This is a genomic window from Myxacorys chilensis (genome assembly GCF_059505265.1).
The window spans coordinates 14714-35161 of the sequence record NZ_JCACKG010000303.1; the positions used below are offsets into that span (position 1 = coordinate 14714).

A 20448-nucleotide genomic window follows, 5' to 3' on the forward strand; every position below is an offset into this window, starting at 1 on the left:
GAACAACGTTCTCTTGTCCTACTTTTAAGAGAAACCCAAATGTAGTGTAAGGACAGAAGAATCAATCGTGTTTAACTGGCAACCTAATGTAGGGATAGCAGCCGGAATTCTTTCGTTAGCGAGCTATATTCCATACATCATTTCAATTTGCCGAGGAAAAACCCACCCAAATCGAGCAACCTGGTGGATTTGGACCACGATCGGAATAATTCTTACGACCAGCTACTCTGCGGCGGGAGCTACTCATACCCTCTGGGTTCCACTTTCTCAACTGGTTAGCCAAATCATCATTGCGCTCCTGTCGCTTAGATATGGTGAAGGCGGTTGGCATCGTCTTGACCGAATGTGCCTTGCTGGTGTAGCCCTGAGCCTGCTGCTATGGTGGAGATCGGGGTCACCGCTAGTGGCGTTGCTCATCAATATTGGAATGGACGGGCTGGGTGCGTTACCAACACTAAGTAAGCTTTATCATGACCCTGATTCAGAAGATGCCCTGTCCTGGTTTATGTTTTTGGGAGCAAACACTCTAAACCTGTTTGCGATCGAACGGTTCTCAATAGAACTCGCGATCTATCCCCTTTATTTGTTTTGTTTGAGTTTAGGAATTGCTGCCCTGCTGACGCGTTCTGGGCGCTCACTTCGATCATTGCAAATCAACTCTGCAAACAGAAGGACAGTTAGTCGATTTTTTAGGCAAATTAGAGGTCGATGGGATTAGGCAAGCGCTTTATTCAGAAGGACCATTGTTGGCGGTGGGTAGCATCTGGGCATTTTTAATACACAGATTCAGATTAATTTAGTTGAAGATGAACTAGTGAGTTTTCTCATTTTTCTTTTTCTTCCGCACTCCTGCCTAAATCATGCCGCGTTCTGAAAATCCCCGAAGCGTTCCACTCCAGTTACTGTTAGTTGTTCCGTTTGTCCTGCAAATCTTCACCGTCATTGGTTTAGTCAGCTACCTTTCATTCCAGAATGGGCAAAAGTCTGTTAGTAGCCTAGCGGATCGATTACGGCAGGAGGTCAGCGCTCGCATTGCTCAGCATCTGACTGGTTACATGGAAATTCCTAAACAGCTGACAAGCCTAAATGCCAATGCCATCAAAACAGGAATCGTGAATTCTGAGAACCCCGAAGCGTTGGAGCAGTTCTTCTGGGGACAGGTAAACTCATTCAACGCTGGCTTTGTATTGTATGGCTCTGGCTCCGGTAATTTTGAATCTGCTGGCTTTGTGTATGACGATCGCGCCACAATTGGGTACGTCAACCCAGCAAAACACGGCAATTCTAATCTCTACATTTGGGAAGCCGATCGGCTGGGAAGGCGCACAACAAAGCTAGTTGGCGATTTCGGTGCTTACCCATTTCAGCAAGAAGATTGGTATCGCGCTGCTATTCAGCAGAAGCGGCTTACCTGGACGTCGGTGTATAACTGGCAGGCGGCGCCATTTTCCCTTGCAATCTCAGCTAGTCTTCCCATTTACGATGCCAATCAACAGTTAAAAGGAGTGGTTGCTAGCGAGCAACGCCTTTCTCAAATTAGCGATTTTCTTCGTCAACTGACCGTCAGTCCCTCTGGTAAGACGTTTATCATCGAACGCACTGGGTTGATGATTGGTAGTTCGGTTCCTGAACAGCCTTTCAAAATCGTCGATGGCGAACCACAACGCTTGAAAGCATCTGACAGTAAAGACCTGCTGATTCGAGCAACCGCTCAACACTTAAACAATCGCTTTGGTAATCTCAATCAAATTCAGCACTCTCAGCAGTTGGATTTTTCGCTCGACCATCAGCCGCAGTTTGTTCAAGTCACTCCCTGGAAAGACGATTTGGGCATTGACTGGCTGGTCGTCGTCGTCGTTCCCGAATCTGACTTCATGGCGCAGATCTATGCAAACACTCGTACAACTATCTGGCTCTGTCTGCTGGCATTGGCACTAGCGATCGTTCTAGCATTTCATACCTCGCGTTGGATTACTTACCCCATTCTGCGCTTGAGCCAAGCATCGCAGGCAATTTCAGATGGGGATTTGAATCAGCAGGTTGAAGCATCAGGAACCAGGGAACTTGCTGCGCTCGCTCGCTCCTTTAACGGGATGACACAGCAACTACGAGAATCCTTTGCTAAATTAGAACATAACGCCCATCACGATGCTCTAACAGACTTGCCGAATCGAACCGCGTTTCAACTCAAGCTACAGGAAGCAATTTCGCATGCAGCTGATTCAGTAAATCATGACTCTCCCTACCTATTTGCCATCCTGTTTCTGGACATAGACTATTTCAAACTAATTAATGACAGCCTAGGGCATTTGGCAGGAGACCAGTTGCTCATAGAAGTTGGAAAACGATTAAGCACTTCTGTCAGGGCAACCCAAATCTTGAATCAATCCCTGTACACGACCTTGGCTCGGTTTGGTGGGGATGAATTTATTATCTTGGTTGACAATATTACAGATATCACCGATGCAATTAAGCTCGCAGACCGCATCTCTCAAGAATTACAGCAACCCTTCACTCTCAAGGAGAATGAACTGTTTATCAGTACTAGTATTGGCATCGTTCTCAGCACGATGGGAGATTATCAACCTGAAAGTTTTTTACGCAATGCGGATATTGCTTTGTATTGGGCCAAGTTCAATGGCAAAGCTCGATATGAAATCTTTGATTCCCAAATGTATACAGAAGTCGTGGAGCGATTGCAGATTGAAACGGATTTAAGGCGTGCGATCGAACGAGAAGAGTTTGAGGTCTACTACCAACCAATTGTCGATCTCAAAACTCACCAAACTACCGGCTTTGAAGCGCTGGTTCGCTGGTATCATCCAACTCAGGGTATGGTATCTCCCGATCGATTTATTCCAGTTGCGGAAGAAACAGGAATTATTGTCAGCCTAGACTGGTGGGTTCTTCGTCAAGCCTGCCAGCAAATGCGGCTGTGGCAGCAACAGTTCGCCTGCTGTCAGTTCATGGTCATGAGCGTCAATCTATCAAGTAAGCAGTTCCTCCAGCCTGACCTAGTTAAACAGATTGATCAGATACTATCTCAGACGGGGTTGCAACACCACAATTTGAAGCTTGAAATTACTGAAAGCCTGCTAATGAACCAAGGCGAAGCAACTCAGTCTAAACTGACCCAGCTCAGCAACTCAGGCATTCGGCTCAGTTTAGACGACTTTGGCACAGGCTACTCGTCTCTCAGCTATTTATACCGCTTTCCTATTCACACGCTTAAGATTGATCGTTCCTTCATTAGCCGCCTTGGAGTAACAGGTGAAACTTTGGAAATTGTTGAAGCAATTATAGTCTTGGCACACAAATTGGGAATGTATGTCATTGCTGAAGGAGTAGAGACACCTGAGCAACTTGAACAACTTCGAGCAATCTGTTGTGAACAGGCGCAGGGGTATTTGTTCTCCCCTCCACTTCCTGCAGATAGGATTACTCAGTTTCTGACTAAGCAAGCGAGTTTGAAGATGCTCAAGTAGGGTTATTGACCTCCGAAAGTTAAACACGAGAGCACCAAAGAGTACGGTCAACACCTTCCTGAAGTAGATAGTGCCCTTGAGGAAAGGATGGAAGAAATAGGCTGACTTCAGGTAACAACAGTCGGCACCTGCTGTTTATAGAAATCTAAATCACTCGCTTTGCCAATCTTGTTCTGTTGTATTCTAAGCAACTAACTTGTGGATATCACACTAGGGCAAGGAACCCAGGCATGCAAAACTCAAAACGATGGACCTTTGCAGCACAGACCCTTTTGATCAGTCTCGGCTCTGTTCTCAGTATCGCTCAATCTTCTCTTGCTGAGGTTGTGAATATTACTCTACTCCATCTCAACGATATTTACGAAATCACTCCCGTCGAAGGTGGAAAAAGGGGTGGGATGGCACGAGTGGCAACGTTACGAAAACAACTGATTGCTAAAAATCCACGAACCTTTACGCTGTTAGCTGGGGACGCTTTCAGTCCATCTGCCTTGGGAACCGCACAAGTGAATGGAAAACGGTTGGCTGGACAGCAAATGGTAGCTACCATGAATGCTGCGGGATTCGACTATGCCACACTGGGAAATCATGAATTTGACATTTCAAAAGAAGACTTTTTACAACGGTTAGGAGAATCAAAGTTCAAGTGGTTTTCTAGCAATGTAGACGATGAAGCAGGGCAACCATTTTCCCAAGTCGATCGTGCCCCTATTTTGATGGTGAAGAGCGATCGCGGAGCAACGATTCGCATTGGTTTAATTGGATTAACGCTGGACAGTAATCCAGCATCTTATGTACGGTATCGAGATCCTATCGAAATGGCAAAAACCCAAGTGTCAGCATTGCGGGGTAAAGTCAATGCTATTGTGGCGGTGACGCATCTCAGTTTAGAAGAAGACCAGCAATTAGCCGCTGCCGTCCCAGAAATTGATCTCATCCTGGGTGGACACGAACATGAGAACATCCAGCAATGGCGATTAGTTCCACGTCCCCAACATTCTTCCCGTTGCATTGATCAAGGGATTCCCATCTTTAAAGCCGATGCTAATGCCCGCACCGTTTATATTCATACCCTCAGATACAATACGGTCAACCGCTGCCTGACGATTGACTCTCAACTGCAACCCATTACACCTGCACTGCCTGAGGATCCAGCCACTGCTAAGGTGGTTCAAACGTGGCTGCAAAAGGGATTTCAAGCCTTTCGGACGAGTGGCTTTGAGCCAAATCAAACCGTTGCCACTACTACAGAATTTCTGGATGGCCTAGAAGAAAGTGTCCGCAACCGACCGACCAATCTGACTCAATTAATTGCGAAAGCAATGATGCGAGAAATTGACGGATCAGAACTCGCCATCTTTAATAGTGGTTCAGTTCGTATTGACGATCGCTTACCCGCAGGCGCAATCAGCCAATACGATGTCATTCGGATTTTACCGTTTGGCGGAAAAGTTCTATCGGTAGAAATGCCAGGAGACCTCCTCAAACGAGTATTAGACCAGGGCAAGGCAAATCGGGGAACAGGCGGCTATTTGCAAACGGCAAATGTCCAGTATGACGAAAAAACAGGGTGGCAAATTCAGAAACAACCACTGCAAACGAACCGAAATTATCGAGTCGCGATCAATAATTTTTTGATGAGTGGGAAGGAACAAAACCTAGGATTTCTGTCGCTTCAAGCTCCTGGAGTCAAATTAATTGCAGAAAAACGCGATATTCGATTTGCCGTTATTCAAGAGCTACAAACCATTAGGTGATCAGCTTGTCGTCATGCTATCAATGGCTTATCAGCCTCACGGATACACGTTGAGACAGGGCAACTCAAGCCAAGGATGTAATGTTTTTGACTAACGAGGGATACGCTAGTGCTTGAGGGGAGATTGCGATCGCAGGACAGTTTGCTCTTCGACGTTACCAAGCCTTTGCATCAAAGAATATCTACTTACGATCTACTAATAGCGTGAATTGGTACGTTGATCTGGATACAACCGATTCTTCTGAAATAATTCTGGAGTCTGCCTATCTTGAGCGTTACCATTTAGAGGTGGATCAATTTTGAGAATTTCTCTAGGTGATGATTCTCGCCAACGCTGTAGCAATCGAACTTCTCGCTCAAACTGAGCCTGCCCTCTGCTAAAAAAATCTTGCGAGTTTGTAGGAGTAATGTCACGAGTAATGCGTTGTAATTGCTCAGAGGTAATACTCGGCGGAGAAGACGCATTTACTGGAGAAAAGAAGTTAGCAAAAATTGCAATCAGGGCAACACTCTGAAAAATCACAGTCCTTAACGATAACATAGGTGCTTCTCCTAGAGATGGCACAGATTACACGACTTACGCATTGGCAACAGATTTGATAGCAGATGTAGCCCTCCGGTTCCAACTAAATTGTTAATCTGTTATGGCGGCTATATCGGCAGGCAAAGCTCTTCTGAAGGTATCCGTAATCCACTGCTAACCAGAACCCTCTGCGTAGCTTCTAAGATTAGAATCACCTTTAGGCTATCGCGTTTCATGTGGATTCGATAAAGTAGGACAGTAAGCTTATCAAACCGTCAGAGTTTTCCGCCCCTTGTTTCAAAAATCCTCTCTGCACATTCACCTCAGTTTTGATGGATTAGAGTCTGCCCACGCAGCTTATATTGAGATGGGGAATGGAGCGCCATTACTGATGCTGCATGGCTTCATGGGAGATGGAAGTTGCTGGATGCCACTCATGCATCAGCTTCAAGATCAGTATCGCTGCATTGGTCTTGATCTATTGGGATTTGGAGACTCAACAAAACCTCTGATTCAGTACAACATTGCTAAAGAAGTTGAATTTCTGCGGCAGGTGGTAGAAGCGTTGCAGTTGGAAAGTTTTTATCTTTTAGGACATTCATTCGGCGGTTGGGTTGCGTCTGCTTATGCACTGCAGTATCCAGCATCCGTAAAAGGTCTGATCTTGGCAGCTCCAGCCGGAATTCGGGATGACAGCTTTGCTGGACGCTATGACCATTTGCGTCCATTGCTTTGGCAAACTCCGGTCGTCGATTGGGCACTCCAGCTTGTAAAACCCATCGCTCAAGTGTTGAGGCAAGAAAAACCACTGGCACAGATTGCCTGGTTTCGACAGCAACTTAACGCTCAACCTGCGGCACGATCGTTCCTCGTTGATCGCCTGCGTCCTGAAGATGCGATCGACACCGTTGAAAAAGAAATTTATCGTCTCTCTATTCCCACGTTAGTCATTACGGGTGATCAAGACGATACGATTCCGCTTTGGCATAGCCAAACCTACGCTGAGAAAGTTCCTCAAGCTGAACTTGCTGTGTTACCTAATGCCAGTCATGCACTGCCTCAAAATCATGCGCTGGAACTTGCAAACCTAATTCGGCAACGTATGGCTGCATATTAAGTCGTTAGTTTGGGAAGCCTAAACGAATAGCACTCACTGACTTAGCGTCGCCGCCTAAGTGCAGGAGGCTAGTTTAAAGAAAGCGCTTACTAATGCTTACAAAGCGTTAGCTCCTTTATAAAGTTCCGGTTCAGTGACAGGATTTCAGTATCAAATTTGAATAAATTCTTTTGCCTGAGTTTAAGTTCTCAGATTTATAAGCCCATCCCTAAATAGAGGCAGATTGAGGCAATCTTCAAGATTGCACCTTCAATAAATACTCTACCTGCTTCAATCCTCACTCATAAGCGGCATGGCAAACATCCTTCAGCACTTGGAAGCAGAGAGTCCCAAAGAGCCAAGTGTGGCGACCGAACCCTACACTAGTGAGAGCCTGTTTGATTCAACCGCTAGAGAATCAGACTGGCTCTTGCAAACGGTGGTTGAGAATTTGAATGATGGGGTAGTGATCACAGACGTTCAAGAGCGTGTGCAGTTTGTCAATTCCCGGATGGCAAAGCTAGTCGGATGTTCGACGGCTGAAATGGTGGGAAAACCCGCAGAACAGTTTTTCTCAGCGATCGAAGGGTGGCTAGATTTTCAGGGAGATGACTCTAACAAATCACGACAGTTTTATGGGTGGAAGGAAGGACAGCTCAAGCGAAAAGACGGCAGGAAGTTTTGGGCTGAAGTCAATTCGACGCTGTTGTGCAATAGCAACGGTGAGCCAGTCGGAACGCTGATTGCCGTGAAAGATATTACCGAGCGAAAGTGGTTAGAGGAGTATCTTCGACTTTTAGAATCAGTGGTGGTTAATGCCAATGAAATCGTGATGATTTCTCAGGCAGAACCGACCCACGATCCGCTTAGCCTCAGAATTGTTTACGTCAACGATGCGTTTTCTCGCGCCACGGGTCACAGTTCTGGCGAAATCATCGGTAAATCTGCTCAAATCTTGCTTGGAGAAGACACAGGAGCCTCCGAACTGGCCCTCATTCGCACATCCTTACTCAATCATGAAGCGGTCAGGGCAGAAGTCATTCTCTACCGTCAGAATGGCTCGCATTTTTGGGTAGACGTCAACATGGTTCCGATTCGCAATGAGCAAGGGCAAGTGACACACTTTGTCTCTGTGATGCGAGAAGTCACAGAACGCAAGTTGGCAGAAGAACAGCTTCGTCGCAATGCGTTTCATGACCCCCTCACCGGATTGCCCAATCGACTCTTGTTTATGGAGCGGCTAACGCAAACCATCAACCGGGCGAAGCAAGATAGCGACTATCAGTTCGCAGTGCTGTTTTTAGATCTCGATCGCTTCAAAGTCATCAATGACAGTTTGGGGCATATGATCGGCGATCAGCTTTTAGTCGCGATCGCGCGGCGTCTAGAAGCCTGTGTGTCTGCCCAAGATACCGTCGCACGGCTCGGCGGTGACGAATTTACAATTCTGCTCGAAAACATTCGGAATGAAAGGGACGCGACCAAAGTTGCGGAGCGCGTCCAGCAAGCCCTCTCCCATCCCTTTGCGCTGAGTGGGCATGAAGTCTTTACCTCTGCCAGCATTGGCATTACCCTCAGCACAACCAATTTTGAGCGTCCAGAAGATCTGCTGCGCGGCTCAGACATTGCGATGTATCGGGCAAAAGCTCAGGGCAAAGCCTGCCATGAAGTCTTTGACACCGATATGCACACGCATGTGGTGGCGCTAATGCAGTTGGAGAACGATTTGCGAAAAGCGATCGAGCATCAGAACTTTGAGTTGTACTATCAACCGATCGTGGCATTGGCCACTGGAAAGATTATGGGCTTTGAGGCGCTAGTGCGGTGGCAGCATGCGGAACAGGGTCTAATTTCACCCGCTAAGTTTGTGCCGATCGCAGAAGAAACGGGGCTAATCGTTCCCCTCGGACAGTGGGTGTTGCGCGAAGCCTGCCGTCAGCTTAAAGAATGGCAAGATGCCTTCCCCGGTGATGCTTTAACGGTTAGTGTTAACCTCTCCGGTCGCCAATTTTCGCAGCCAAGTTTGATTAGTCAAATTAAGCAAACGCTACTAGACACAGGGCTAAATGCCCACAGTTTGAAGCTAGAAATTACAGAAAGCGCCATCATGGAGAACCCTGAATCGGCAATGGACATGCTCCTTCAGCTCAAAGCCATGGGCATTCAGCTATCGGTTGATGACTTTGGAACGGGCTACTCCTCGCTGGGCTATCTGTACCGATTTCCAATGGATCTTTTAAAGATCGATCAATCGTTTATTAGCCGAGTGGATGTGGATGGAGAAAAATTAGAACTCGTTCGTACCATTATCACCTTGGCGTGGAACTTGGGGATGGATGTTGTGGCAGAAGGCGTAGAAACAACCAAGCAACTCGCGCAACTAAAAGCCCTCAAGTGTGAATATGCTCAGGGGTTTCTGTTCTCGAAGCCATTGCCCAAAACAGAGGCGGCAGCGCTGATTGCAACGTTAAATCCGTTCTTGCAGCTTACACAAGTCCTGCCTATGATCGGGCGTTTACCTGAAAATATCTAGTTGCTGTGTTGGGTTGCTGTCGTGCTGGTGAGTTGGCTCACTCCGTTTCCCTTTCCGCAGCCCGATCGCAATCTTGCTGTGCTTCTCGATTTGATTCATGACTTGACGGGCCCGATCGATTACAGACGACGGCAATCCAGCGAGGCGTCCTGCTTCAATGCCGTAAGAGCGATCGGCTCCACCAGGCTGGACTTTGTGCAGAAAGATAATTTGGTCGGGCATCTCTTTCACGGTCACCTGAAAGTTTTCCACGTTGGGCAGGATTGAGGCGAGTTCGTTCAGTTCGTGATAGTGAGTGGCGAAGATCGTGCGGGCGCGGATTTCGGTCGCCAAGTGTTCGGCGACGGCCCACGCGATCGATAGTCCATCAAAGGTGGCGGTTCCGCGTCCGATTTCGTCAAGCAACACCAGCGATCGCGGCGTGGCGTGATTTAGAATATTCGCGGTTTCGTTCATCTCGACCATAAACGTCGATTGCCCGGTAGCAAGGTCATCGACGGCTCCGACGCGGGTGAAGATGCGATCGCAAATGCCTAACTTTGCAGAGTGAGCCGGAACGAAGCTGCCAACTTGTGCCATCAGTTGAATCAGTCCAATTTGACGCAAATAACAGCTTTTGCCGCTGGCATTGGGTCCAGTGAGAACGATCAGATCGGGATGGGGAGCGATGGCATTGCTGCCCAATTCAGCCGAGTTAGGCACAAAAAATCCAGCGGGTAAGGATTGCTCGACGACGGGATGGCGACCTTCTGCGATCGCAATTTCTCGACCCGCGAGAATTTTCGGACAACAGTAGCCCTGGTAGACGGCCACCTCAGCTAGACCTGCCAGCGCATCTACCGCCGCTACCGCATGAGCGACCGACCGAATCAGTTCTGCCTGTTCCCCGACTTCGGTTCGCAATCCCACAAAAACGTCGTACTCTAATTCGCCTAATTCTTTGCGGGCATTGAGAATGCGGCTTTCGCGTTCTTTCAGTTCTGCGGTGATGAAGCGTTCTTCGTTGGTCAAGGTTTGCTTGCGCTCATATTCGGGCGGAACCTGATCGGCTTTGGCGCGAGAAATGCTGATGAAATAGCCAAAGGTTTTGCTATATCCCACTTTTAGGGTCGGAATGCCTGTGCGATCGCGCTCTAAAACTTCGAGATCGGCAAGCCATTTTTCATCTGCCGTGGCTTGATGGCGCATGTCATCCAACTGAGACACAACGCCTAGACGAATTAAACCACCTTCTTTTATCGCCAAAGGTGGACGCTCGACCAGATGAGCGTGGAGGCGATTTCCGAGGGTTTCTAGAAGGGGTGGAACGTTTTGTAGCGCTTTCAAGTACGGCGATCGCGCCTCTTTAACCAGCCGACTCAACTGAGGAAGTTTACTGATTGAATCTGCTAGAGCCACCAAATCACGAGGATTTGCGGTTCCCGATCCAGCACGACCTGCTAACCGTTCAAGATCATAGATCTGCCTTAGTAATTGTTGAAGAGCTTCTCGCAGGATTCCATCTTCAACGAGTTCTTTGATCGTGTTTTGCCTGGCTTGAATTTCGGAAATGTCTAATAACGGTTGTAGCAACCATCGTCGTAGCGCTCGACTTCCCATTGGCGTTATCGTTTTATCTAACGCCCATAATAACGATCCATGAAATGTTCCATCTCGCACCGTCTGCGTGATTTCTAAGTTGCGTCGAGATTGATTATCTAGCGTTAGATATTCTGTTAACGTATATGTACAAATGGGCTGAAGCGGGACTTGCTGAGTAGCAAACTGTTTTTTCTGACTTGAGATTGCACGCTCTGATGTGCTTTCTAGGTACTCTAACAATCCACCTGCTGCACGAACCGCTAAAGGAAGATGTTCACAGCCCATTCCTTCTAGCGATCGCACTCGAAACCGTTGCAACAGCCGTTGCCGCGCTTCAACTTGAGAAAAGGGAGCCTGCGATCGCAGCGTGTAGCAAAATTGAGTCGGCAGATAATCGGGCAACTGGCTCGACTTCTCTCCCGGTCGCAGCAGTCCACCCAGATCGGGTGCATTGGTTGGGAAAAGAACTTCTGCGGGCTGGAGACGAGTAATTTCGTGATTGAGCTGGTCAAGCCCGGTCGATTGAGTGGTGAGAAATTCCCCGGTGGAAATGTCAGCGTAGGCAAGGCCCCAGTGATGACCCGCAATCACTACAGCCGCTAAAAAATTGTTGCGCCGCGCATTTAGCATTCCTTCTTCAAGAATCGTTCCGGGCGTAATCACGCGGGTAATTTCTCGCCGCACTAATCCCTGCGCCTCAGCGGGATCTTCGACCTGATCACACACCGCGATCGCGTAGCCTTTCTCAACCAACTGCGCAGAATAGCGATCGAGCGCATGATGCGGAATGCCCGACAGGGGAACACGCCCCACATCTTTGCCGCCATCTTTGGAGGTGAGAACAATCTCTAACTCGCGTGAAATCACGATCGCATCTTGAAAAAAGGTTTCGTAAAAGTCGCCCACCCGATAGAGCAAAAGCGCATGGGGATACTGGTCTTTAATGTCTGCGTAGTGACGCATCATCGGGGTGAGAGCGTCTCGGTCGACAGCTCGATGATCGGCATAGCGCACCGCATGTTTGACGAGACGATCGGGAACGCCGTGGGTCGAGTTTGGTTCTGGAGGAGAGACGGTCATGCCGAATCAATCAGTACGGGTCTACTAGACTGTAGCGCAGGGAGATGAGCAGTTGGGAGCGCCCAACTTACTCGTTTATCCTCTCACATCTGCGTTGTAATGATGAGTATGTATTTCAACGTTAATTTCTAAATTCTATCCATTGAATGATAGAAAAACGAGCAAATTTTCTACATGATGAGTGGGTTAATTGGTTACTAGTCTGCAATTCAAGTGTTATCAGATTCTGTAGAAAGCGACATCAGTCAGGATTGGTCGAAGGTCAAGAATGTTCTAGTCATGCGCTTAGACAATATCGGCGATGTGATTATGACCAGTCCAGCATTGCAGGCAATCAAAGAAAATCTGCCTCACGCCCGACTTACGTTGATGGCAAGTCCTGGAGGGTCTTTGGCAGCGCCGTTATTGCCCTGGGTTGATCAGGTCTTGACGGCTCGTGTTCTGTGGCAAGATCTGGGGCGATTGGCGTTTGACCCGGCGCGAGAGTGGGACTTAGTTTCAACCTTGAAAGCGAGTCAATTTGATGCCGCCATTATTTTGACAAGTTTCAATCAATCGCCCCATCCGCCTGCGCTGCTTTGCGCTCTGGCTGACATTCCGATTCGAGTGGGAGAATCGAAAGAAAAAGGCGGGGTGCTCACTCATGAAATTCCGTCTGCACCGGATGACATTCATCAAGTTGAACGGAATTTACGGTTGATTGAGTCGGTTGGGTTAGGGGTGCGCGATCGCACCCTCACGATTCAGATTCCTGACGCTGCAAACCAGTCTACTGCTCGGCTCTTGATCAAAAACGGACTCACTCTTGATACACCATTTATGGTGCTGAATCCTTGGACAAGCTGTCAGTCTCGCAATTATGATGCCAAACGGTTTGCGATCGCGGCCCGTCAACTCGCTAAAACCACAGGCTGGAAGATCCTGATCACTGGAGTTGAGAAAGACAAAGAACATAGCGGCGGTGTCACAGACATTTTAGGAGAGTGGGGCGTTGATTTGATTGGCAAAACCAATTTATCAGAACTCGCCGCCTTGATCGCCCACGCTCGACTGTTGCTCAGTAACAACACGTCTACCATGCACATTGCGGATGCAACTCGGACTCCAAGCGTCATTCTATTTGCCGGAACCGAGCTTGAATGCCAGTGGCAACCTCGCAGTTGTCAATCTCATTTGCTGCGTCAACCTACAGACTGTAGCCCATGCTATGCGTTTACCTGCCCTTACAACTTAGAGTGCTTGGACATCGAGCCAGAAAGAGTTGTTAGTGCAGGATTGGATTTAATTAACAACAGATTCTCTATCGCAAAGTAGATTAGAAACTTAAACAATTTCAGCATGATAAACAAATCATAAATGAGTACGTAAGCATGGCTCGAATCGCACTTATCGCAGGAACCTATGCTCCCGATCGTTGTGGAGTTGCTCACTACACGGCTCACCTTAGAACTGCGTTAGCTCAGCGAGGCATTGAAACCTTTGTATTGACCACTCATGCAGTCGGAGGAGATGAGCCAACGATTTTAGGTGCTGTTGAAGATTGGAATGTAAGCAGCTTAATCTCTCTGGCTCAAGCGATTCATCAAACAAAAGCAGATATTCTACACATTCAACACGCGGCTGGAACCTACGGTTTTGATCGCTCGATTTTTCTATTACCGTTGCTCTTAAAACAAACAGGCTGGAATCGTCCGATTGTGACCACGATTCATGAATACGGTTGGTGGGAATGGCAACCGAAGTGGATACCGCAGCCATTCTTAGAACGGATCAAGCATTGGGGACAACAACGGTACTGGTGGGATCGAGAAGACGGATTTTTGATCACTAGAAGTAACGCCATAATCACAACAAATGAGCAAGCAACGCAAACTATTGAGCGGCGGCTCCCACTGCTAATGCACAAGGTTCATCAAATTCCGATTGGTGCAAACATTGAGGTTGCTTCTAGCGGTTCCTCCGGAGTTGCGCTTGGCGCTAATCGCGGTGTGGCCAGAAAAATGCTACTTCAAACATGTGGTTGGCCACAAGATTCGGTTGTGCTTGCATTCTTTGGTTTTTTGCATCCTGTAAAAGGGTTAGAAACGCTGCTACGAGCGTTTAAAGCCGTGGTTCAAAAACAGCCCCAAGCCCGACTGATTTTAATTGGCGGGGTTGAAAGTTTGGCGTTGCGAGGAGAGGAAGCACAACAGTATTGGCAAAAATTGGAAGCTGAAATTGCATCGCTCGATCTGACATCTTATGTCCACATGACGGGATATCTCGATAGCAAAACTGCATCTCACTATCTTACGGGTTCAGACATCGGCGTACTGCCGTTTCATCATGGCGTCACGCTCAAAAGTGGATCACTGCTGGCATTAATGGCGCATGGATTACCGGTCGTTGCCACCCACTCGAATGATTCTGAGTTGTCAGCCTTGGTTGAGCAAGTCGCGCCGCGTCGTGTGGATGACCTTGCGATCGCGCTCACTCAACTCATCGAAAATCCCACAAGAGCAAATGATCTAGCTCAACAAGGACGTCACTTCAGCCGCAACTTCACTTGGGATAGCATTGCCGATGCGCATCTAGAGATTTACCGATCGGTTTCTCCTGCTATTTCAACCAACATGCGCGAAGAGATTGCTATTTATGGATAAACATCCTCTTCATGTCATTGTTTACACTGATTCTACTGGCATTGGCGGAGCAGAAATTAGTTTGGGTCATTTAGTTGCCACAGCCTCGGAGGATATCCAATTTACGATCGTCGGTGTTTCTTCGGTTGTTGTCGATGCAATTGCGAGTCGTCGTTCTAGTGTTAAAAGAGTTGTTCTATCTGATAATCTTTTCTCTCATCTAGCTACTTTCCATTCATTACGACCCGATATTATTCATACTAATCTTTGCACTCCCTGGGCGTGTCATTCTGCATTAACCGCTGCGTTATCATTACCCCATACTCGCGTGATTCGAGTCGATCAACTTCCGCTTAGAACAACCGATGCGATCGCGCTTTGGAAAACCCGATTTTTATCTCTTAGAGTTGATGCTCATGTCGCGGTAGGAGAAGCGAGCTGCCGCCGCATGGAAGACTTCTATGCTCTGGGCCGAAACTCAGTTATCTCGATTCCAAACGGCGTTCCTGACAGTGAAGAATTGACGCCAGATTTTACAGATAAATTAACCACAGGCAAATCAATCGTCATAGGTAGCGTGGGCAGATTAGACGCGATGAAAGCACATGAAATTTTACTAAAAGCGATCGCACAGGTCGAGCAGACAAAAGCCGTGATCCTCGGAGAAGGAGACGAACGCAACCATTTAGAAGCATTAGCAGACGAGTTGGACATTCGCGATCGCGTCCATCTCCCCGGCTGGGTCGAGCATCCCCAGTCATATTTATCCACCTTTGATGTTGTCGCCCTGCCATCGCGCTCAGAAGGCTTTCCCTTAGCGATGGTGGAAGCGATGTTAGCTGCCCGTCCCGTCGTGGCTACCTGCGTTGGCAGTATGCCAGAAGCGATTCTTGACGGTAAGACGGGATTGCTGATCGAGAAAAATGACGTTGATGGATTAGCGATTGCTCTACAACGCCTCAGAGACGATCCGGCTCTTAGAATTCAGCTTGGTCAAGCGGCGCGAGACATGGCATTGGCTAACTTCACCGTTGAGGCGATGACGCAACGCTATAAACAGCTTTGGCAAGACGTAATGGCGCGATCACGCTCCTCTCGTCTTCGGGTTCCGCGACCTCGCGACTGATCGCCTAGCGGAGTTTGACGCTCAAGGATTAGCACTCACCTGAGCGGGCTTTTGTAGCGTTGAAAAGGCCGTTTCTGCTAACAGTTGATGAGTCTTTGTAGTCGGGTGAATGCCATCCCAAAATAGAAATTCACTCGGTTTGCAGGCTGTATTGTTGAGACAGGCATTCGTCACATTTTTTAGTCCAAACTTGCTAGGAGTTGCGATCGCAGTTTGATACAAGCGACTCACATCCAACGCAAAAATTTGAGTCTCGTTGCCTAGTTTCTGATTGAGCGCTTCGAGTGATCGCGACAGCGTTGCATTATGTGACTGAGACAAACTACTTAAAGATTTCGCGGCTGACGTGTTGCGTGTAGCTGGAAGAATTCCTAGATCTGGCAAATTTGCTACTAAAAATCGTTTTGCACCCGTTTTGGATAATGATTCGATTGCCATTGTTATATTTTCAACAACACGTGTCGGATTCGTTTCGCCACCTCCTAAATAATCGTTCGCGCCACCCCAAACCACATAGAGCGCTTTTGGATCACCCTGCGGGTTAGTTTTGACAAAATTTTGAATTTGAACTAAAACGCCGGGTATTCCATTTTCACGAGCATTTGCTGTTGTTGCTCCACCATAAGCAAAATTGTTAGTCCGCTCAGCGCTTAATCCCAACTTAGTCGCCAATTGTTCAACCCAAACCCGACCATTCGAGTAGCGTCCTTGAAAGTAGGGCGGCGTGGGTGGATATGTGCCTTCAGTTACACGAAACACATTTCCTGCATCAGAAAGACTATCCCCAAAAACATAAAGCTGATCGATCTGGGAATTGCTAGGAGAAGTGACTTGCATTAGCTTGGGCTGGGAGGTTTGAGGTTGGGTGGTCTGACACGACGCCATCAATCCGGTCAAAGCAACAGCTAAGAATGAAAGCCTCATAAGAATTTTCTTCACGTAGATTCCTTACTTTTACAGATACCAGTGTATAGAAATTGGTAAATGAACGCACTGTCTTTAGTCGTAAACATCCCTTCTGGAGCCATTACCACCTCAAAACCGTTTAGGACGCTACCTGATGGCTACTCATCTATGTAAAACCACAATCAACTCAGAAATAATTTATAAGCTGGATTCTGACTTTCATTCCAATAGCGATATCCTAACGTATCTAGAAAAGCTTGCCAATCTTCCATTTCATGAGGCGGAACTTGAGTTCCAATCACAATTCGCCCGTAGTCTGCGCCGTGGTTGCGGTAGTGAAATAAACTGATATTCCAATCAGGACTCATACAGTTGAGGAATTTAATTAGCGCACCGGGACGCTCAGGAAATTCAAACCGATACAGCAATTCATTGTGAGCCAGCGGCGATCGCCCACCTACCATATGTCTTAAATGCAGTTTCGCCAACTCATCATCGGTTAAGTCAATGGTTTTAAATCCATGAGCTTCAAACGTTGTGGCAATGTGAGTCGCATCGGCGCGGTCTTGAATTTGCACACCGACAAAGATATGCGCGTCTCGATCATCTGCAATTCGATAGTTAAACTCAGTTAAACCGCGTCTGCCAATGCAATCACAAAACTTGCGTAAGCTGCCTCGCTCTTCAGGGATGGTGACGGCAAAAATTGCTTCCCGACGTTCTCCGAGTTCAGCGCGTTCTGCTACAAATCGGAGGCGATCAAAGTTCATATTTGCACCGCACGCTACGGCGATCAAGGTTTGATTCTGGATTTGCTCTCGTTCCACGTAGGATTTTGCAGCCGCGATCGCAAGTGCGCCGGCAGGTTCTAAAATCGATCGCGTGTCTTCAAACACATCTTTAATGGCAGCACAAATTCCATCTGTGTCGATCAGCATTACTTCATCAACATACTGCTGACACAAGCGAAAGGTTTCGACTCCGACTTCTCGCACCGCTACTCCATCCGCAAACAAACCGACTTGCGGCAATTTGATGCGGTGTCCTGCTTGCAACGATTGGTACATCGCATCTGCGTCAACTGGCTCAACGCCAATGATTTTGATTTCAGGACGCAAGCGCTTGACGTAAGCTGCGATTCCAGAAATCAATCCGCCTCCACCAATGGCGACGAAAATTGCATGAATCGGTTGTTGGCACTGTCGCAACAGTTCCATGCCGATGGTTCCTTGTCCGGCAATCACATCGGGATCATCAAAGGGATGAATAAACGTCAATCCTTTCTCTGCTTCTAGCTGACGGGCATAGGCATATGCGTCATCATAGGTGTCGCCGTGTAAGACAACTTCTCCGCCACGGGCTCTCACCGCATCAATCTTCACTTGCGGCGTGGTTAGCGGCATGACAATAATTGCCGTGGTTCTTAACCGCTTTGCCCCCAACGCCACGCCTTGAGCATGATTGCCCGCAGACGCCGCAATGACGCCTTGCTTAAGAACATCCGATGGCAGCTGCGCCATTTTGTTGTAGGCACCCCGCAGCTTAAACGAAAAGACGGACTGCATATCTTCTCGCTTGAGCAGCAACTTGTTGTTAAGCCGCGTGGACAAATTGGGTGCATAGTCTAACGCCGTTTCTTGAGCGACATCGTACACACGGGCAGTCAGAATTCGTTCGAGATAGTCGGAGTGCATGGCGTCAATAAGGTGGAGTGAACCCAGGAGAAGACCCTATTTTACCTGACTCGCTTGGCTCCACTCGCTTGGCTTCTTAGAGGAGGCGCTCCGTATCGGTGCGCTTCGCAAGGCGAAGCTCCACAGGATCGACATCGCAAAACCAATCAATCAGCTTACGCGCAATGCTCAGCTTCGGTGGAATCTTGGGCAGGGTTGATTTGTGAAACCACGCCGCCGCTTCTAACTCTTGGGGATCAAGCGTTAGTTCACCCCCTGCATACGCCGCCGTAAATCCAATCATAAGGGAATTGGGAAACGGCCAAGGCTGCGACCCAAAGTAGCGGATATCTCGAACGGTAATGCCCGCCTCTTCGTACACTTCTCGCACGATCGTCTCTTCTAACGATTCTCCAGGTTCGACAAATCCCGCCAGAACGCTATACATTCCAGAGGGAAACCGGGGAGCACGCGCTAACAAAATTTCTTCACCGCGATGAATCAGCACAATCACCGCAGGTGATAACCGTGGATAGCTGACGAGACCGCAGTTTGGACACCGTTTCGATCGCTCGTGAGGCGATTGCGTAGTTGGAGTTGCACAGTGCCCACAGAATTGATGCGTGCGATCCCACTCCATGATTTGAATAGCGCGACCCGCGATCGCAAACAGATCATCCTCCAACTGTCCGTACACCTCGCGCAGTCCTTCAAAGCGCATTCCCACAGGTGCAGTTGTCTCTGGCGCTAATTCGGCGCAGTAGCAAGGTTGGTCATCTAACATGCCTAAAAACTGTGTGCGGATAGGCTCTAATCCAATCTCAGCTAGGCTATGAGCTTGAGGCAACCGGATTTCTGTCTCTAATTCCTCTACCAGTAGCTGGTTGTTCAGATAAGCGAACCACCACGCCGATCGCGGCTCTTGAGGAGAAATAGTACTGGGAACGAAACTGCGAGACATGCCAATATTTGATGGGTCGCTTCTATCCTATCGCAGTCAAATCATTGGTTTTGTTGCAACCAAACTGTTGCAACAAAAGGTCGGTACTCATACGACGATCGTCTCCAGCACCTTTAACTAAAGGTGTTCATTAAGTTGACTCAGTGAACACCTTATAATCTGCATTAATTAATAAGAACGAAGGATACCGCGTAGTTCTCCAGCACGATTCTTTTGTGTGTGGATATCGACATAGAGCATACCGTTGGATAACGCTTGCTGTTGCTCACTCGTTAACGTATATTCGCCAGCAAATCTGCCACCCATGCCGCTTTCATTAGGGTTGACGGTTAACGCATGTTGAAACGGGCCATTTTTTGTTGATTCGCCTTGGTGGATGTGTATCGCAGACGTGATGTTGGGATTAGCAGGACTGACCGGATCAGTTGCATAGTCGCGAAGAGGACTCGATAGGTTACTGAAATCTCCCCGCATCACCAAGAGATCGCCGACTAACACTGCCCCAGCAGCACCAAAAGCAGCATTCGAGGGCTTGGTTGGCACAACGGCATCTTTCGTCAGAACTGCTACATACCGTGTCATCGTCTGGGCTGGCATCATTTGAGGCGGCGTGTCTTGAGCTGGCATGTCTTGAGTTGGAGACATCTGAGCGGTTACAGCAGACTCCGCTTGTTGTAGATTCGATGCCAATTGTTGATCGAGCCAATCAGGAGATTGTGCAACTTGAGAACTAAACGAAGGAGATGAGAGACCGATGATAGTGACACAAGTAACCAGAGCAAAGAGGAAATTGACTAAAACGCGCTTATTCTTTTTCATGACTGTATGGTTTGAGTGCAGTGACCAGCCAGTAGTACGGCTGAATGAATGACTTAGATTCACTTTTCTACGTATTCAATGCAACCGAGTTAAATTAGGGGATTGGCTGCGGTTCATCAGTGGCGAGAGAACAGTCCTTTGTTTAAAACGGGTTGGTTTATAGCGATCGCTTTGCCAAGCTCTAAGGGATCGCTCGTTATTCGGGAATGCCGTAGCGTAAGTCGATGTAGCCGAAGTGAAATGACACCCAAAAATCGGACAGGGAGCTAAGAGTAGTATCCTTGTTCA

Annotated in this window: 14 protein-coding genes; 8 read left to right on the top strand and 6 right to left on the bottom strand. The window is 48.0% G+C overall.

What is annotated here, in order from left to right; genetic code table 11:
* Positions 1 to 67 precede the first annotated feature (67 nt).
* From AC5JLB_RS30155 to AC5JLB_RS30165, 3 genes are all read left to right on the top strand, one after another.
* A complete protein-coding gene (locus AC5JLB_RS30155; protein WP_495877504.1) occupies positions 68 to 718 on the top strand; it encodes a hypothetical protein in 651 nt (216 codons plus the stop codon).
* A 142-nt stretch (positions 719 to 860) separates the two neighbouring features.
* Positions 861 to 3485, top strand: a complete 2625-nt coding sequence (locus AC5JLB_RS30160; protein WP_495877505.1) for a bifunctional diguanylate cyclase/phosphodiesterase — start codon at positions 861 to 863, stop codon at positions 3483 to 3485.
* Between the two features lie 230 nt (positions 3486 to 3715).
* Entirely contained in the window at positions 3716 to 5242 is a 1527-nt protein-coding gene (locus AC5JLB_RS30165) for a bifunctional metallophosphatase/5'-nucleotidase (RefSeq protein WP_495877506.1), read from the top strand.
* Positions 5243 to 5437: 195 nt separating this feature from the next.
* On the opposite strand, the gene AC5JLB_RS30170 is transcribed toward AC5JLB_RS30165, so the two are convergent.
* Positions 5438 to 5782 (bottom strand): hypothetical protein, encoded by a 345-nt coding sequence (locus tag AC5JLB_RS30170; protein WP_495877507.1) that lies wholly within the window; start codon positions 5780 to 5782, stop codon positions 5438 to 5440.
* Positions 5783 to 6056: 274 nt separating this feature from the next.
* Between AC5JLB_RS30170 and AC5JLB_RS30175 the strand changes: the two genes are divergently transcribed.
* Both AC5JLB_RS30175 and AC5JLB_RS30180 read left to right on the top strand, forming a co-directional pair.
* Positions 6057 to 6881, top strand: coding sequence for an alpha/beta fold hydrolase (locus tag AC5JLB_RS30175; protein ID WP_495877508.1), 825 nt, complete (start codon positions 6057 to 6059; stop codon positions 6879 to 6881).
* Between the two features lie 292 nt (positions 6882 to 7173).
* A complete protein-coding gene (locus AC5JLB_RS30180; protein WP_495877509.1) occupies positions 7174 to 9393 on the top strand; it encodes a sensor domain-containing protein in 2220 nt (739 codons plus the stop codon).
* Here the strand turns inward: AC5JLB_RS30180 and mutS are convergent.
* On the bottom strand, positions 9376 to 12054 hold the full coding sequence (gene mutS, locus AC5JLB_RS30185; protein ID WP_495877510.1) for a DNA mismatch repair protein MutS: 2679 nt from the start codon (positions 12052 to 12054) through the stop codon (positions 9376 to 9378). The genes AC5JLB_RS30180 and mutS overlap by 18 nt on opposite strands.
* A gap of 213 nt (positions 12055 to 12267) precedes the next feature.
* Between mutS and AC5JLB_RS30190 the strand changes: the two genes are divergently transcribed.
* The 3 genes from AC5JLB_RS30190 to AC5JLB_RS30200 are packed head-to-tail and all read left to right on the top strand — an operon-like array spanning position 12268 to position 15801.
* Positions 12268 to 13368: a glycosyltransferase family 9 protein gene (locus AC5JLB_RS30190; protein WP_495877511.1), complete on the top strand. Its 1101-nt coding sequence runs from the start codon at positions 12268 to 12270 to the stop codon at positions 13366 to 13368.
* Between the two features lie 56 nt (positions 13369 to 13424).
* The gene (locus AC5JLB_RS30195) at positions 13425 to 14696 is read left to right on the top strand and encodes a glycosyltransferase (RefSeq protein WP_495877512.1); all 1272 of its coding nucleotides are present in this window, start codon (positions 13425 to 13427) and stop codon (positions 14694 to 14696) included.
* Positions 14689 to 15801, top strand: coding sequence for a glycosyltransferase (locus AC5JLB_RS30200; protein ID WP_495877513.1), 1113 nt, complete (start codon positions 14689 to 14691; stop codon positions 15799 to 15801). Before AC5JLB_RS30195 ends, AC5JLB_RS30200 begins: the two co-directional genes overlap by 8 nt.
* 21 nt (positions 15802 to 15822) lie before the next feature.
* Here the strand turns inward: AC5JLB_RS30200 and AC5JLB_RS30205 are convergent, their stop codons facing one another.
* The 4 genes from AC5JLB_RS30205 to AC5JLB_RS30220 form a co-directional block, all read right to left on the bottom strand.
* Positions 15823 to 16725, bottom strand: a complete 903-nt coding sequence (locus tag AC5JLB_RS30205) for an SGNH/GDSL hydrolase family protein (protein ID WP_495877514.1) — start codon at positions 16723 to 16725, stop codon at positions 15823 to 15825.
* A 164-nt stretch (positions 16726 to 16889) separates the two neighbouring features.
* The gene (gene ilvA, locus AC5JLB_RS30210; protein WP_495877515.1) at positions 16890 to 18401 is read right to left on the bottom strand and encodes a threonine ammonia-lyase, biosynthetic; all 1512 of its coding nucleotides are present in this window, start codon (positions 18399 to 18401) and stop codon (positions 16890 to 16892) included.
* Between the two features lie 76 nt (positions 18402 to 18477).
* Positions 18478 to 19341 (bottom strand): NAD(+) diphosphatase, encoded by an 864-nt coding sequence (nudC, locus tag AC5JLB_RS30215; protein WP_495877516.1) that lies wholly within the window; start codon positions 19339 to 19341, stop codon positions 18478 to 18480.
* A gap of 168 nt (positions 19342 to 19509) precedes the next feature.
* The gene (locus AC5JLB_RS30220; RefSeq protein ID WP_495877517.1) at positions 19510 to 20160 is read right to left on the bottom strand and encodes a CHRD domain-containing protein; all 651 of its coding nucleotides are present in this window, start codon (positions 20158 to 20160) and stop codon (positions 19510 to 19512) included.
* Positions 20161 to 20448 lie beyond the last annotated feature (288 nt).

What these genes read in the sequence shown, in the direction of transcription:
- AC5JLB_RS30220 (WP_495877517.1), bottom strand. Translation starts at nt 20,160, where the DNA reads ATGAAAAAGAATAAGCGCGTTTTAGTCAATTTCCTCTTTGCTCTGGTT.
- nudC (WP_495877516.1), bottom strand. Translation starts at nt 19,341, where the DNA reads ATGTCTCGCAGTTTCGTTCCCAGTACTATTTCTCCTCAAGAGCCGCGA.
- AC5JLB_RS30165 (WP_495877506.1), top strand. Translation starts at nt 3,716, where the DNA reads ATGCAAAACTCAAAACGATGGACCTTTGCAGCACAGACCCTTTTGATC.
- AC5JLB_RS30200 (WP_495877513.1), top strand. Translation starts at nt 14,689, where the DNA reads ATGGATAAACATCCTCTTCATGTCATTGTTTACACTGATTCTACTGGC.
- mutS (WP_495877510.1), bottom strand. Translation starts at nt 12,054, where the DNA reads ATGACCGTCTCTCCTCCAGAACCAAACTCGACCCACGGCGTTCCCGAT.
- AC5JLB_RS30180 (WP_495877509.1), top strand. Translation starts at nt 7,174, where the DNA reads ATGGCAAACATCCTTCAGCACTTGGAAGCAGAGAGTCCCAAAGAGCCA.
- AC5JLB_RS30160 (WP_495877505.1), top strand. Translation starts at nt 861, where the DNA reads ATGCCGCGTTCTGAAAATCCCCGAAGCGTTCCACTCCAGTTACTGTTA.
- AC5JLB_RS30170 (WP_495877507.1), bottom strand. Translation starts at nt 5,782, where the DNA reads ATGTTATCGTTAAGGACTGTGATTTTTCAGAGTGTTGCCCTGATTGCA.
- ilvA (WP_495877515.1), bottom strand. Translation starts at nt 18,401, where the DNA reads ATGCACTCCGACTATCTCGAACGAATTCTGACTGCCCGTGTGTACGAT.
- AC5JLB_RS30205 (WP_495877514.1), bottom strand. Translation starts at nt 16,725, where the DNA reads ATGAGGCTTTCATTCTTAGCTGTTGCTTTGACCGGATTGATGGCGTCG.
- AC5JLB_RS30195 (WP_495877512.1), top strand. Translation starts at nt 13,425, where the DNA reads ATGGCTCGAATCGCACTTATCGCAGGAACCTATGCTCCCGATCGTTGT.